This window comes from Pseudomonas sp. 58(2021) (genome assembly GCF_017491585.1).
Taxonomy (GTDB): domain Bacteria; phylum Pseudomonadota; class Gammaproteobacteria; order Pseudomonadales; family Pseudomonadaceae; genus Aquipseudomonas; species Aquipseudomonas fluorescens_BT.
The window spans coordinates 143,966-158,681 of record NZ_JAFGYZ010000014.1; the positions used below are offsets into that span (position 1 = coordinate 143,966).

Genomic DNA, 14,716 nt, shown 5'->3' on the forward strand with positions numbered 1-14,716 from the left:
CTCACTCCCTGGAAACCTTGACTTCGTTGGGTGAGAAGCTCGGATGAGACAGACCATTGCGCTGAATGACCTCGGTCACCCGAGTGGCGTCGCCAAACTGCTTGTAGGCCACGACCAGCGCCGGAAAGGTTTCCTGGAAGGTTTTGCTGACCAGCCGCACACCGGACGAAGCCACAGCCTTGAGGTGCGCGATCAGCGCTTCCTTCACATCGGCGATGGCCTGATAGTGCGCGGGATCGGCCTTGTCCTGGGCCTTTTGCAGCGCTTCGATCAGCTCTTTTTGCAGCGCTTGCAGATCGTCGGTGACCGGCACTTCCTGACGGCTGACCGGCTGTTTCGACTGTTGGTCCAGCGAAGGCGTCGACGACAGTTTCACCGGTGTCGACGCCACCGGCATCGAGGCTACCCATTGCGCCGCTTTGACGATCAGGGTGTCCTGCACCAGATTGGCCAGGGCCTGCGCTGCGGCGGTGGTGTCCTTGCCGGTGGTGATTTTCGGGGCGTCGGCCTTGCGGATGGCTTCGATCTGTTGGGACACGTCGGCAATCACGCCACGGTAGCCCTCCTTCGCGAATGCCTTCAGCTCCTTGATATCGCCAAGCAAGCCCTTGAACTCCGCTGCCACTTCCTTGGGCAGCTCCTTGACGGCCCTGACCAGTTCGGTGATCTGCTTGTACTGCGCGATCAGCGGCTTGAGCTGCTCCTTGATCACGTCGTACACGCCGGTAAGGCTGTTGCGCAGATTGGCGATGCCGATCCGCGCCGCCTTGATCAGGGTCATGGCCTGTTCGAAGCGCGCCACCGCCGAACCGAGCAAACCGTCGGCCTTGATCAACAGGACTTTTTGCGTGCTGACCGTCGCCGTCGGAAACGGCAGCGGTCGGTCCGGGTAGAACTTCAGGGTGAAGGTCACCATCCCGCCGTCCTGGCGAGTGTGGGTCATGTCGCATTCGCCGACCTTGACCTGCAGGCGGCCCAGCCACGGATGCACCAGTTCGCCGCTGCCCTGCTCCAGAGCCTGGAGCAGCTTGTCGCGCTGCTCCAGGCAATCGGCACCGATGATGAACGCCGTCAGATCGTGGGTCTTGGCCTGCTGGCCGAGATCCTCGAAGAACGGCAGGTCCCGTTGCGGGTATTCGTGCAACTGCCCCTTGCGACCGACCGGAGTTTTCGCCTGGTCGATCCAGAAGCCGACACCACGAAAGGATGCCGGCAACAAACGGTCACGCCAGTTCATTGGAACCTCCTGCCGATAGCGAGCGATAGCCGATGCGCGAACTGAGCGCCAGCCCCGGTTGATTGGTTTGCGGTTGATCGGTGCGCAGCCCCGCCGGCGCGTTTTCGAAGCGCACCGTCAGGCCGCCTTCGAGTTGCGTGCGGTTGTTGGCGGCGCTTTGCTGGATCAGGGCGCTGGAGGATTGCGGCAACGAACCGCCCTGCAACGCACTGCCGCCCTCGGGTTTCGAGCTGGCACCGAAGAATGCCGGCGCCAGTTCACCCTTGCCTTCGGCATTGGTCTGGCGCTGCGCCTGGGTCAGGGTTTCGACCTTGCCGGTGACCTTGGCGATCAGCCCGGCGAAGCCGCCGTCGAACAACTCCTTGATCGGCGCGATGACGGTTTGCAGCTTTTGCCACAACTCGCCGAACCACCCGACAATCGGCCCCCAGCTCTCGATGATCTGATCCAGGGGTTTCCATTCGAACAGGCCGTGCAAAAAGTCCACGACCGGCGCGGACAGCGCCAGCACAACACCCCACAGCGCCGAGAAAACCTCACCGATCGGCTGCCAGTACTGCGCAACCTGCTCCAGCGGCGACCACTCGAACAGACCGGTGAAAAAACCTTTGACCTGTTGCACTGACGTTTGCAGTGCCGTCCAGATCGGTTCGAAGAATCCGACGACACCACCCCAGGCGCTGGTGATCATTTCCATCGGGAAAAAATCGAACAGTGCGCGCAACGTATCCCGGGTGCTTTGCACGGCCGATTGCAGCGTCGTCCACACCGGCTGGAAGTACGCAACAACACCGCCCCACGCACTGGCGATCATCTGCATCGGCGAGAAGTCGAACAGGTTTCTGAGGAACGCCATCATCGGCACACTCAAGGCCTTGAGCAGCTCCCAGATCGCCGAAAAAAGACCGGTCAACGGCCCCCAGTTTTCCAGGATCATGCCTGCGGGCGACCACGAGAAAACCGACTTGAAGAAGTCGATCACCGGCGCGGTCACGACCTTGACCTTGTTCCAGATTCCCGAGAAGAACCCCGTGACCGGCTCCCACAACGCCGCCAGTGCCTCCAGCGGCCGCCAGTCGAGCACCGAGCGCAACGTCGCCATTGCACTGGCCCCGGCGTTTTTCACGCCCTCCCACAATCCGGTGAAGAACGCGGAAATCGGTGTCCAGTTGGCCACGATCAAACCGGCCGCCAGCGCAACGCCCATGGCGATCAGCATGATCGGATTGGTCTTGAGCACCATGCTCATAACGTCCATCACCTGGGTCATGCCGGTGACGGCGGTCTGCATGGCGGAAAACGCAATCGCCCCCGCCGCCAGCCCTTCGACCAGTTTCGGGTTGTCGGCCAGCAGACTGCCGACCTGGGTCAGCATCGGCTCCAGCCCGACCACCAATGCGCCCACCGCCGGCACCAGGGCGGCGTCCACCGCAGCGGACACCTTCTCCATGGATGCGCTGAACACATTCATGTTCTGCGCGGCGGCTTTCGGTGTTTCCGGCAGGTCGACGGTTTTCGCCGCCTCGCTGACCTCGGCAAGCTTGCCCTGAAACGCCGCAGCCGATTTGATGCCGTCCACGAACGGCGTAATCACGCTGCCGCCCTTGAACAGACCGCTGATGTCCAGTTTGCCGAGGCCGGTCTGTTCGAGGTTTTTCTTGAAGTCATCGACCTTCACTCGCAGGGCGCCGAGTTTGGGTGACAGTTCGTCGATGCCGGTAAGCAGCACCGACGCTTTAGCTTTGGTTTCTTCTGCCATCACTGCACCTGCTGCATCGCATTGATCCGTTGCGCGTGCTCCAGCGATTCGCGAAGCACATCCAGTGGCCTGGCCATCATCTGTTCGGGGTCAACCTTCCAGAACCAGGCCAGGTCATAGGCGACCGAAATCAGGTCGGTGATGGCTCCGACGCCGCACTCATGAAAAAACTCGCAACGGCCCAGCTCAGCGCGTTGAGGTCAGCCAGATCGAGCTGGTTGACCGACGACGGCGGAATGCCGGCGCACACGGCGATGTATTTGGCCGCCACGTCCATGTCGAGGCTGACCTCTTCGCTCTTGTCGATCTTGTACGGCAGCGCCTTGATCGCTCGCACCTCCTGCACCGTCGGACGGCGCAGGACGAGTTCGGTCAGGGGCTCGCCGTGAGCTTCGATCGCAACTTGAAGCTTCACGGCGCCGCTCATTGCCAGGTCCCCTTGATGCCTTCGAATTTCAGTTCGATGGTGGCGTCATCGCCCTTGGAGACTGGCTCTTCGACCAGGTACGCACCGGCCAGCACGTAGACTTTGCCGTTGCTGAATTCGCAGGTGACGGTGATGTCGGTGCCTTCGATCAGCTTCTTCAGCGGGAAGTCGGCGGTGTGCAGCGCGGTCACCTTGAACGATGGCGCGATGTCGGTTTCCTTGTAGAAACCCGGTACGACGGTTTCGCGTTTGACGGCCATCAGCGGGGCTTCGCAGCCGCCGTTGATAGTCAGTTGTGCACCGTCGACCTTGACGTAGCAGGTGCCTGCAATCAGTTGACCCATGGTGTTACTCCCTTCAAATAAAAAGCCCACGCGAGGTGGGCTGAAATCACAGTGTCAAACGAGCCGATCAGGCGACGTCGTCGTACTGCAGACGGAACTGGTTGAGCAGTGCGAACACGCGCAGACCGTTGATGTAATCCGGCGGGAACAGCACGTTCACGCGGCTCGGGTCCTGCACGTCGCGCTCGACGATCAGGTGCTCGGCGAACAGCTCGGCGTTTTCCACGTGGCCTTCGAGTTCGAGCTTGGCGTACTGGGCGATCAGCTCACCGCGAATGGTCGCCGGGGTGACGATCGGCTGGCCGGCGCCGAAACGGGTGCCGTCGGAGGCCAGTTTGTGGCGACCGTATTTGCTGGTGATCACGCTTTGCAGGCGACGCACGATGAACGCCGACTGGTGCATGGTTTCGCTGTCCAGGTACGAGTTGTCGGCCTGGCCGTAAGCGTTCTTCTGGTAGGTCGTAATCGAGCGCTGGATACGCACGTAGCCGCCTTCGTAGTACGCGGTGGCGATGCCGTAGTTAAGCAGCGACTGACGCTCGGTCAGGGTGAAGCGTTCGCTGGCCGGGGCCGGATCGACGCCTGGCAGGCTGCCGCTCTGGGTCGGACGGCTGGCGTCAGCGGAGATGAACACCGCGGTGCGCGCAGCCAGTGCCGCAGCTTGTACCCACACCGGTTGCGGAACGCCCGGCTCCAGCGCCTGAATGGTCATGTGCTGGTCGTTGCGCGCCTGACCGGCCGCCACCAGAGTACCGACGGTGCCACGCTTGGCGCTGTAGACATGACCGAACAGTTGCTTGGCCCACGACCAGCGACCGGTGCTGTCATCCATCACCGCTTGCCAGGTGTTGAGGGTGGCCAGGTCGGACCACGGCAGTGTGATGAACTCGAACGGCTCGTCGCCCAGTGCCGCAACCGCTTCAACCTGGTCAGGCACACCGACGCCGCCGGTCATGGCGGTGATGGCGGTGGTCAGGCCAGCCGGGGTTTCTTCGCCGTTGCTCTTGCCCAGGCGATTGAATTGCAGGCTGATGTCGTTGCCGCTCTCGCCAGTCCATTTGGCGCTCAGAGTGACGACGCCTTCGGCGGCGGCTGCGCTCACCGGCAGATCGGCGGTGGCGTTGATTTTCTGTGCCAGGGCGGTGGCCGCCTGGGCAGCAGTGGCACCGTTGACCACGGTGGCCTGGACGCGAACGCCGCCGACATACAGGTTGAGCACGCCCGCCTGAGTCGCGGTGCCGGTCAGGGTCAGCACGCCTTTGGCGATGGCGCCGGTGGCGTTGTGCAGCGGCAGGCACCAGATCTCACCGATCGGGTCGGCCTTGCGGAAGGTCTCGTACATCGAGGCCAGCATCGAACCCTGGCCGCCAATGCTCTTGGCCAGTGCCACGCTGGAGACCAGCACCAGTTTGCCGACTTCGCTCGGGGCGATGTTGTCGTTGACCTGCGCCACGATCAGGCGGCGCATGGACGAGGACGCGCTATTGGCGGCCGAGTTGTCCATTTCGGCATAGAACAGCGGTACACGAATGTCCGCAGGGATGTTGCTGAATCCGATCGCCATTATTTGGCTCCCTTTTGTTTGGCTGTTGCGGTTTTGAGGGTGATATCGCCGTCGGCCAGACGTCGGCGCCACCAGGCGCTGTCCAGCACTTCACGGCCTTCCAGTGGCAGCAGGTCGCCGGCTTCAGGGTCCGGCACGGCACGGCCGGCGGCCGGCACTACGGTGATGCGGTTGCTCATGGGGTTACGTCTCCAGAGAAAGTCATTTCCACGCGCCCGTCAGGGCCCGGGCGTTTCAGATTGGGGTCGGCCGGGTCGATCGCATCGACCCGCACGGTGACCCCGGTAAAGGACGACAAACCGTCCAGTTCGCGTTCGTGCCAACTCTCCGCAGGCTGACTTGGCAGATTGCGGCCCAGCTGGAACTCGGCAAAAAAGCGCAGCCGGTAGAACGCGCGGCTGCTGTTGATCGAGACCGTTTCGCCGCCGTCGTAAACGATGGCGCTGTCGTTGGAATCGGGTTTGAAACCCACCAGCGCACGCCACAGTTCGGCGCGCAGGTCGTGCAACAGATCCAGCGCTTTTGTGCCGTCCGTGGCATCGAGTGCCAGGATGATTTCGAAACGGTCGCGGATCGGTTGGCTGGGGGAGTTCTGGGCGGTGCTGGCGCTGGCTACGTCAGCCAGCGGTAAAACATGGGCCGAGGGCACCGGCAGATTCGGGTCGCCTTGCAGCAGCGCCAGGTCGACACCTGTCGCGATATGGCCGGCAAGGCTTGGGCATTGCGCACGCAGCTGCGTGAGGATCGGGGAGATCTTCATGGGGAGCGTTCCAGGATGTGTGAGTGGCCACAGTGATGCGTGTGGCGGGTGAGACCGGGGGGGATCAGTCCTTGGCTTTTGCCTCGGGATCCCGGCCGTTTGCTTCGATCAGGCAGCGATAACTTTCTTCGGGCTTGCCGCTGGCAGTTACCTTTTCAATCGACCAGCGACCGCGCATGAAGTCCGGCCAGGTGTCATCGAGCACCAACAAGCCTTCGGCTGCCAGCAGCGGATCGCCCGGGCAGGTGACCTTCAGCTTGTATTTCTCGCGCAGCATCTTGCGTACTTCGGCCTCGCCGATGGCTTTGGCTTCTTCTTCGCTGGCCAGTTTCTGACGCATGACCTTGTAGGGTTCGGACCCGGTGATCACCTCCCGCAGCTTGCCGAGAGCACCGTCCCAGAATGAGGTTTTGCAACCCTGATTCTGGGTGCGGGCAGTCTCTTCCAGCGTGGCGCTGATGAAGGCGTGATCGCCCGGCCGATTGTTGTGGGTCACCGACAGCCTGACATCCGGTATCACCTGGCCCGACAGGTTTTTCAGTTGCGCCGGTTTCGCCAGTACGTAGAGGTCGTTGAACGGTTTGGCCACCGCGTCGTACTTTTTCGCCAGGCGTGTGATGAAGCTCATGTCGGTTTCGTTCGACTGGTCGACATGAGCGATCCTGATCAGCGCCAGTTCGGGATCCACGCGCGGCGAGAATCCGTGTCTCGAGACCAGCTCGCGAAACAGTCCGCCAAGGGTTGTAGGGCCATGACTGGCCGTGCGCCGCTCCTTGAATCGGGTCTCGTCCTTGCCGCTGAAAGGCGCGGCGGTCGCGACCAGCGTCAGGCGCAGCGGGAACAGCGTCGGTGTCAGTCGAGTCACCTTGAACTGGCCCTTTTCGACCAGTCCGGTCTCCAGATAGCCCACCCGCAGGCCGATTGTTCCGCCCAGGGTCGGCAAGCCTTCGAGGCCTTCCAGGTCGAGCACCAGCGTCAGTTGATCGGACTCCATACCGGCGGCATCGATGTGTTCCCAACTGATCAGGCGCTGATTAAGCAGAGCCGCGTTGGCGCCGTAGATTTCGATCGCCGGCGTAAATCCCTGTGCCATGCAGCCTCCTTAATCCCAGGCCAGAACCGGTTTGATCGCGGCGGGTTTCGAGTCGAGTTCCGGCAGCGTCACCCAGACACCCGCCGGCAGGATCGGGCCCTGCTCGGCCAGGGTCGGGTTGAGTGTCCACAGGGCTTCTTCGGCGGTGTCATCGCTGCGACCGGTTTCGCGGTACAGCAACAGATTCACCGAATCACCGGCCAGGCTTCGTACCTTACGCATTGTTGAACTCCGACAATCCGATGACCCACTTGATCACCATCGCGGTGCCGTCATCGATGACCTCGCTCTGGTTTTCGTCGATGCTGTTGATCCGCCACAAACCCCAGTTGCGACCAATGCCGTCAATCAACGGCAGCGGTACTCTCAACGCTTGCAGCGCACGCAGTTCATCGAGCCGCTCCATCGCCACGGCGTACATCGAGGTGCCGGAGATGGTCAGGGTTTCAGGCTTCTGTCCTGTCTGATGGGACCTGGGTTTGCTGTTGAGAATCTGCAGGTCAGTCCAGCCCCCCTCGGATTTTCGCGACAGCGTGCTGTAGGCAAAATCCCGAGACAGGCCGAAGATGAAACTGCCCAGTGCCATTTGTTGTTTCATGTACCGGCTCCGTCAGTCAGGGCTGCATCACGACGCGTCCCGAGTGGGTTTGCGCCCATCAGCAGCGGCATGAATTGGCCATGGAATTGACCGGAAATCTGTTGCTCGATAATCGACTGAATCTGTTGGGCAGTGTCGGGGGCAGGACAGGTGACCTGGATCGTCGGAGAGAAGGAAACCTGCTGGTTTTGCGTCTGTGCGCCAGCCAGGTCTTTGGCGACTTCGGCCGGCGGGGCGAGTTTGTCCGGCGCGCTGGACATGAGCTTCTCACCTAAAAAGCCTCCTCCCTCAGCGCCCAGCCATCCCCCGACCAGTCCACCAATCAAACCGCCAAGTGCAATGCCCGGCGCCAGCCCCACACTTCCTATGGAGGCGCCGATCGAGCTGCCGGCGACCGCACCGGCCCAGGCGCCACCAGCGGCACCGAGACCTTGCGCGATCTGCTGTTTGTCACCGCTGGCAATACCTGCGGCGACAGCCGAAGCACCAATCGCCGCCTTCGCCTGCCAAGGCATCCAGCGCGAGGCCGGCTGCACCGATGCGAGCACAGGCTCCAGCCCCGGGGCAGCAACCCTTGCAGTCTGTTCGAGTATTTTCAGACCGTTGCCAGCGCTGGCACTGCGACTGGCCAGAGCCAAGCCCTGAGTTTCAACCACGGCCGTCGCAGAGGTTGCTGCAGACAAGCCGAGCTTTGAACGACCGGGAAGGTAACTGGCAGCTTTATCAACGATCCATTTACCTCCCCGATCTTTTAGCTCACCGACCACCGCATCGGTCACGGCGTCGAACACCGGTTTGATCCAGGCCGTCGCCGTCAGAACAGCACCCGTGGTTTTCGGGTAGGTTTCGGCCAAATCGCTCAGCGCGTCTATCGAATGGCTCTCACCGGTTTTTTCGATATCCGGCGCCAGTGCATTGCCTTTGGCGACCGACAAACGTTCCTCACGGGCATTCTTGATGTTCCACTGCCCCTGCTGAGTATCGGCAAGTGCCAGTGCGGACTGTCTTACCGAGCTTTTGTCACCCAGCTTCGATGTCGCGTATTGGCTTTTGTCGCTCACAAGGAAAAAGGCTTCATTCACCTTGCCCAGGTCCTGGGACAGCGACAACGCGGCCTCTCCACTGTCCGCGAACAAGGTCCGGGCCAATGTCGAGCGCTGTTCTACCGGTCTGGCATTCAGCGCCGCAAGCACTGATAGAACGGCGCCTTGGGCATTCTGTTTGTCAGGATCACGCATGGCTTCGGCCACTGCCTTGGGATCCAGACCCAACTGCTTCCAGGCACCTTTTTCGGCTATGGATGCTTGATCGCCCTTGCCCAGCGCACTGGAAATGTTCTTCAGCGCATTGCCAGCATCGTCTTTTTTCGCGCCGCTGTTAAGCAACGCTGCCGTCAACGCCGCAGCCTGTTCAGGCTGCAAGCCTGCGCTGATTGCCGCCTCGCCCGACTGCTGCAAGACAGTACCGATATCCGCTGTCTGCACATCTCCGGGCATTTTGCCGAGATGGTTGGCCGCATCCGCAAGATCAAGGGCTTGATCGCGCGAGAGCTTCATCGAGGTGCGCCAGACCTTCAACATTTCGCCGGCTTCCAGCCCCGAAACCTTGAATGCCGATGCAGTGATGGCCGCATCGCTGGCAAAGGTCAGCAACTCGTGCTTTCTGCCCTCCTCGTTCACCGCTTCGCTGCCGATTCCCGCCTTGGCTGCCAGGGTTTCAATCCTGACCAGTTCGACCCCGGTCGTACCTCCGGCAGCCACCAGGGTGGCACTGGCCATTTTCAGGCTCGTGAGCGCCATGTCTTTCCCGCCATCGCGGGAAAGCTGCGCCACACTGGCGAGAGTGGCCGCCGCCGAATCCATGGCCATCGCGGCCTTGCGCATCTCGGGAAGCTCAGCTCCCCCGGAGGATTTTTCCGGTGTTTTCTGTCCGCCGGACGACTCACTCCTGGCTCCGGCACTCACTGCCTGCGGCAACGCACGCAAGGCGGACAGTGTCACGCTCAATGCATCGATTGCCGTCGTCAGCAGCTCGATTTTACCGCTGGCCGTCATCAGTGCCTGGCGCAGGCCGCTGGTCTGTTCCACGGCAAACTGCCCGGCTCCTGCGTTCAGCGCGGCAGTGCTCAGGGTGATACTGCCGAATCCTGCGCTTGTGCTGTCACCGGCATTCATGAGCGTATTTTTACTCTCTGCCATGCCGCTCTACTCCCTTTTCACGCCAAGGCGAGTGATCGCTATGTCGTAGCGGCGCAACGCCTTTTCGGCGTCCCACTCCAGAATTTCCGCCTCACTTACCGGGTAAATGAGCGGCACGATATCGAGGATTACTTCGATGTCGCGCTCTGAAAGAAGGCCGCCGGCTGGTTTAAAAAATCGTCGATGCGCACCTGCAATTGCGTCCAGTCCGGCACGCTCAACAGGGCCAGATCGGGGATCATCAGGCCGGTGCAATGGGCGGTGATGAACTCGGCGCGTTCCTTGGCCGTTTTCAGTTTCTTCATCACTTTGGTGGCCCGCAGCGCCGGCATTTCCAGGCTCAGCGAAGTCACGGTGCGGCCGGTGACGGCGAGCGGTTGCAGCAGTTGCACCTGATCGGGATCGTCGGATTTTTCCGCGTCTTCGACCTGGTCGAGAAAGTACGACGCCGGACGGGTCGACATCTCGTGCACGTATTGCGCGATGGTCACGTAGTCCGGACGCTTGAGCTGGTCGAGTTCCTTGACCGACAAGCCGGTGGCCAGCAGCACCAGTTCGAAGAACTGATCGTCTTCATCGTCGCCAGCGCGTTCCAGCGCTTCTTTCTGGGCGGCGTAGAACAGCGGCTTGAGCTGAATCGATTCGATCTGCGAGCCGTCGTCACCGGTAATCGGCGACAACAGGTCATGCTTGGGTGGCATCCACGACATGTATGAATTCCTTGGTGATTCTTGAGGGGGTGTTGCTAAACATCGGCCAGTCACACTGGCCCAATGTGGGAGCGGGCTTGCTCGCGAAGGCGGCCTATCAGATGAATGTGTGGCGACTGTCACACCGCATTCGTCGGATCGCCACCCGGAGCAAGCCCGCTCCCACAGGGGCAAGTGCCTGGTTTGCTTACAGCGTTACGGCATCAGCACCGCACGACGGGCATCACCGAGGATATCGACGCCGTTGAGCACGAACTTCTGGGTGCGCACGTCGATGTCGATCACCGGCACGCCGTTTTCCAGGCGGTTGTAGGTGCGGCAGGAGAACTCAAGAGTCGTCAGGGCTTTGCTACCCATTTTGATTGCTTCTTCACCCATGGTTTTGAGCTTGCCGCCAATGGTGTGATAGGTGAACCAGGTGTTGCCGTCCTGATCCTGACCGGCTTCACGCACGTTCAGCAGAATGTCGTCGCCCAGTTTCACGCCCATCGCCAGCAGCACTTCAGCGCCGGTGCCTTGCAGCTTGAGCGTGGCGTTCAGCGGCTTGGCGCTCTTGGCCATTTCCTCGACGATGAAGCGCCCGCCCGTCATGCTTTCCATCTCGAAGTCGATCTTCGGCGGAGTGAATTCCTCAACGGTCGCCGACAGCGGCAGGCCTTGCAGGGTGGCCGCGATGGCCTGTCTTACGCGGTTGGTAAACATTAGAGAACGTCCTCCAGGAACTGCTCGATGATTTCATCGCGGGCGTTGAGTTGATAAACCATGTGTTCGTTCGGCGCGTAGCGGCCGTAGTCGATGACCACGTACCAGGTGCCGTTCTTGTACTTCTCGACGCTGTTGAGTTCCGGATGCAGATACACGCTGCCGCCGGGAATGGTTTCGTCGGCGACCAGGGTCTGCAGCCAGTCGTTGATGCGTTTGACTTCCTGATCCATGAACGACTTGGTCAGGTTCTTGGCCATGGCTTTCTGGCCGGCCTTCACCAGCTTGCGGCTGATGGCGTCCTCCAGACCGACGTAGCTGATGAACTTGCCGGTAATCGAGCGGTTGCCCAGCAGCGAGAAGCCGCCAAGGATGGTGCGGGCGTAGTAGCTGACGCCGTAGCGGTTGAGCAGATCGCCTTCGGTGGAGGTGTCGAGGATGTTGTATTCAACGACCCGCGACACGTCCTCGGCGTAGGTCACCTGGTTGCCCGGGCTTTCCCACTGCTTGACCTTGGCCAGCGCGGCAATTGCCAGACTGGATGGCGCGAGGAACACGTTTTTCTTAGCGGCTTTCGAGTACACGGCCGGCATGTTGTGCACCACCAGGCAACGGTCGAAACCCAGATCCGCACCGCCCAGTTCCTGGCTGTACAGCACCTGATCGGCGACCGAGACGTCCTTGCCGTCCAGCACCACACGGGCCTTGATGCGTTTGCCGAACGAGGCGAACTCGCTGGCCACAGCCTTGGTGCCGGTGAAACCCGGCGCGCCGATGATGGTCAGGTCTTCCGGGACGCTGCCCAGTGCCGCCAGACCGAGCTTGCGGCCGGTGGCCGGTTCAACACCGCCGATCACGGCGTTGACGGTATCGGCCGGGGTCGCGCCCGCTTCGACGATCACCACGTATACCGGCACCTTGACCACTTTGAGGATCTGGTAAACGGCGTGGTACAGGGTGCCCTCTTCCGAACCGGTCGGATCGAGCAGCGCGTGGGTGGTGAAGCTGTTGATGCGAAACGGTGCGTTACGCGGAATCAGCGGATCGGCTTTCGGCGCGGTGCCGACCAGACCGATGACGTTGTCGCCCAGGCCACCCATGGCCTCGGGGGATTCGGTGGCATTGACGGTAATGCCGTTGTGCTCGAAGTTCAGAACCTCAGCCATAGTCAGTCAGCCTTCTTGGCAGCGGCCTTCACGGCCTTGGTGGTAGATGTTTTCAGCTCCAGTCGACCGGCGCTGTGCAGGGCACTGGCCTCGACATCGAGCAGATCGAGTTCCTGGCCGACGCTCGACCAGTGCCCACCGCCGGTGGGGAATGGAACGAGCACGGTGTAGGTTTGGCGGGTTGCCATTTTTCGTTTCTCCATAAACGGGAAAGCCCCTCAAAGGGAGGGGCTTGGCGGGTGTTTAACCGGTAAGAAAACGCCCCGACGGTGCGGGGCGCCAATTGAAATTCAAAGGAACGTTATGGCGTCGGGATTGAATCCGGCCAGCCTTGCAGAACCATTTCCTCTGTGCACTCTCCAGCTTCAACGGCTGACAACAGGGCTCGCTCGCGATCAAAACAATCTTGAACATGGGTGCGAACCAATGTCGCCAGTGCAATGAGCTTCGCAGCCTCCAATTCGACAAATCCCTGAGCAAACTTCCAGGCGCACTTGTAGGCCGGGTCGAGTAACGCCGCTATGACTGCACTGGCAATCAACGCCTGGCCGTCTCGTGTGGTATCGGCTGTATAGCCTTCAAAAAGCACACCAGAACTTTCGCGACGATAACGCTCAGCGGCTATCCGCTGTGCAAAATCAACTTTGACCTCAGCAGAAACCCGGGTAAGGACTCCGTCGATCAGGCACCAACGTCCAGCCGTGTCGGTCGCGGATTGCATCCAGAGTTCTTCACTGATGCGCAACGCCCCTTCAGGAATGTCGCAAACGCCCTGAATCAGGCGCTCTTTGATATGCCCGGACGCATCGAATGTCATGTATTTGTTAGTCATGTTTTCCCCTTAGCAACCGACTGCCAGCCATCGAGTAGAAGTACCGGAAGAAGACCGAACCGTAAAACCAGCCTTGTTCAGAGCCCCCATCGCAACGAATCCGACTGACCCGGAACCGGGGGTATAGTCACTGAGCGCGACGGCTGATAGCGCCGTAGAGGGAAACGTGAGAGGAAAAGCGATTGTTTGGTCAGTCGTACTGGAGACGATGGTGTACACCCCCCACTGAATAATGAATCCACCCAGCCAGGACGGAAAAACGCAGTAACCGATGCCGCTTTTCTGAAACTGAAAGCCCCACGTCAATTTTTTCGGCGTGACAATGACGCTGTCATCGGCACCGGCATTGGTTTGCGCCTGGGTGGCAACTTTTGTTGTGCCTTGATTGGTTTCAGACGCTTGCTGTGCGAGCACGGCAAGCGCTGCGACATCAATGCTTCCCTGATTGACCGGAGCATTCCAGGCTTTGATGCACCACATGACGGCGAGGTTGCGGGGGCGGGTTTCACCACCACCAGTGTTGACTGTGTTCTGGGCATTCACCATTTGCATGGCGATGCCGGAATCTACACTGGACAGAAATGCACCGGCGGAGATTGATGCCGCCGCGCCGTTGATCGTGCCAGCCTGCCATCCTCCGGCGGGATCCATCGTCGCGGCAGTACCGTCAAAGTAACGATGGTTGTGTGCCTTGAACTCCTCGGCCTGTGCAGTACCGATTGCTCGACCTGCATCAACGCCACGACCATGATCCCACCCACGCAGGAACTCGCCACGAGACTCCGGCAATCGGAAGTTACCTGCGCCCTCATTGCCCTTGTTGTAAGTCGTACCGAGATAAGTTGCCAGATCCGGATAGGTCGCAATGCTTTGCACACTGCCATCCAGCTCCAGATAACCCGGCGCAACAATCCCCGTCGGGAATGCCAGAACTGCACCCACTGGAACGGCGGACTTGAGTCGTTCGACTTCCTTGACCAGTGCCGCTACGTCGATGTTGCCCTGATTGACCGGGGCGTTCCAGGCCTTGATGCACCACATGACGGCGATGTTGCGTGGTCTCACAACACCGCCATCGACCAATACAGGCGAAGATACAGCACCTGCAGTGGTGTACGATCTGGCGACGCCGGGATAATCAGCGGGTATGAATACATCTGCCTGAGCTGCCGCCACCGTTGCCTGAACAACTTCAACCGTAAGGTTCGGATTCGGGTTGCTGTCAAAGGCTGTCACTGTCCCCATCTGAGATGACCCAATCGCCCGACCGGCATCCACCCCCCGCCCATGATCCCAACCCCGCAAGAACTCCCCACGCGCCTCAGG

Annotated in this window: 17 protein-coding genes; all 17 read right to left on the bottom strand. The window is 60.7% G+C overall.

From position 1 onward, the window contains the following. Nucleotide 1 precedes the first annotated feature (1 nt). On the bottom strand, nt 2-1,237 hold the full coding sequence (locus J5M72_RS18110; protein ID WP_169429098.1) for a DNA circularization N-terminal domain-containing protein: 1,236 nt from the start codon (nt 1,235-1,237) through the stop codon (nt 2-4). Further along, nucleotides 1,224-2,996 (bottom strand): phage tail protein, encoded by a 1,773-nt coding sequence (locus J5M72_RS18115; protein WP_207866693.1) that lies wholly within the window; start codon nt 2,994-2,996, stop codon nt 1,224-1,226. Before J5M72_RS18115 ends, J5M72_RS18110 begins: the two co-directional genes overlap by 14 nt. 130 nt (nt 2,997-3,126) lie before the next feature. Beyond that, nucleotides 3,127-3,423, bottom strand: coding sequence for a phage tail assembly protein (locus J5M72_RS18120; RefSeq protein WP_003222226.1), 297 nt, complete (start codon nt 3,421-3,423; stop codon nt 3,127-3,129). Beyond that, the gene (locus J5M72_RS18125) at nt 3,420-3,767 is read right to left on the bottom strand and encodes a phage tail tube protein (RefSeq protein ID WP_007908779.1); all 348 of its coding nucleotides are present in this window, start codon (nt 3,765-3,767) and stop codon (nt 3,420-3,422) included. Before J5M72_RS18125 ends, J5M72_RS18120 begins: the two co-directional genes overlap by 4 nt. 67 nt (nt 3,768-3,834) lie before the next feature. Further along, the gene (locus J5M72_RS18130) at nt 3,835-5,331 is read right to left on the bottom strand and encodes a phage tail sheath subtilisin-like domain-containing protein (protein WP_207866694.1); all 1,497 of its coding nucleotides are present in this window, start codon (nt 5,329-5,331) and stop codon (nt 3,835-3,837) included. Next, complete coding sequence (locus tag J5M72_RS18135; protein WP_007954893.1) at nt 5,331-5,510, bottom strand: DUF2635 domain-containing protein; 180 nt, start codon at nt 5,508-5,510, stop codon at nt 5,331-5,333. Before J5M72_RS18135 ends, J5M72_RS18130 begins: the two co-directional genes overlap by 1 nt. Continuing rightward, nucleotides 5,507-6,091 (bottom strand): hypothetical protein, encoded by a 585-nt coding sequence (locus tag J5M72_RS18140; RefSeq protein WP_207866695.1) that lies wholly within the window; start codon nt 6,089-6,091, stop codon nt 5,507-5,509. The genes J5M72_RS18135 and J5M72_RS18140 overlap by 4 nt, the downstream gene beginning before the upstream one ends. A 64-nt stretch (nt 6,092-6,155) precedes the next feature. Beyond that, the gene (locus J5M72_RS18145; RefSeq protein WP_207866696.1) at nt 6,156-7,184 is read right to left on the bottom strand and encodes a phage late control D family protein; all 1,029 of its coding nucleotides are present in this window, start codon (nt 7,182-7,184) and stop codon (nt 6,156-6,158) included. A 9-nt stretch (nt 7,185-7,193) separates the two neighbouring features. After that, nucleotides 7,194-7,406 carry a tail protein X gene (locus tag J5M72_RS18150; protein WP_207866697.1) on the bottom strand — a complete coding sequence of 71 codons (213 nt, stop codon included), beginning with the start codon at nt 7,404-7,406 and terminating at the stop codon, nt 7,194-7,196. Then, complete coding sequence (locus J5M72_RS18155; RefSeq protein ID WP_085683333.1) at nt 7,399-7,782, bottom strand: phage tail protein; 384 nt, start codon at nt 7,780-7,782, stop codon at nt 7,399-7,401. Before J5M72_RS18155 ends, J5M72_RS18150 begins: the two co-directional genes overlap by 8 nt. Further along, entirely contained in the window at nt 7,779-9,980 is a 2,202-nt protein-coding gene (locus J5M72_RS18160; RefSeq protein WP_207866698.1) for a phage tail tape measure protein, read from the bottom strand. Before J5M72_RS18160 ends, J5M72_RS18155 begins: the two co-directional genes overlap by 4 nt. A gap of 128 nt (nt 9,981-10,108) precedes the next feature. Then, nucleotides 10,109-10,690 carry a phage tail assembly protein gene (locus J5M72_RS18165; RefSeq protein ID WP_207866699.1) on the bottom strand — a complete coding sequence of 194 codons (582 nt, stop codon included), beginning with the start codon at nt 10,688-10,690 and terminating at the stop codon, nt 10,109-10,111. Nucleotides 10,691-10,885: 195 nt separating this feature from the next. Beyond that, nucleotides 10,886-11,392: a phage major tail tube protein gene (locus tag J5M72_RS18170; RefSeq protein ID WP_207866700.1), complete on the bottom strand. Its 507-nt coding sequence runs from the start codon at nt 11,390-11,392 to the stop codon at nt 10,886-10,888. Then, the gene (locus tag J5M72_RS18175) at nt 11,392-12,558 is read right to left on the bottom strand and encodes a hypothetical protein (protein ID WP_064379034.1); all 1,167 of its coding nucleotides are present in this window, start codon (nt 12,556-12,558) and stop codon (nt 11,392-11,394) included. Before J5M72_RS18175 ends, J5M72_RS18170 begins: the two co-directional genes overlap by 1 nt. 2 nt (nt 12,559-12,560) lie before the next feature. After that, complete coding sequence (locus tag J5M72_RS18180) at nt 12,561-12,746, bottom strand: hypothetical protein (protein WP_085612311.1); 186 nt, start codon at nt 12,744-12,746, stop codon at nt 12,561-12,563. Nucleotides 12,747-12,859: 113 nt separating this feature from the next. Further along, complete coding sequence (locus J5M72_RS18185) at nt 12,860-13,390, bottom strand: DUF4376 domain-containing protein (protein ID WP_207866701.1); 531 nt, start codon at nt 13,388-13,390, stop codon at nt 12,860-12,862. Nucleotides 13,391-13,399: 9 nt separating this feature from the next. Further along, nucleotides 13,400-14,716: phage tail protein (locus J5M72_RS18190; protein ID WP_207866702.1), on the bottom strand; the 1,317-nt coding region annotated here is incomplete at its 5' end.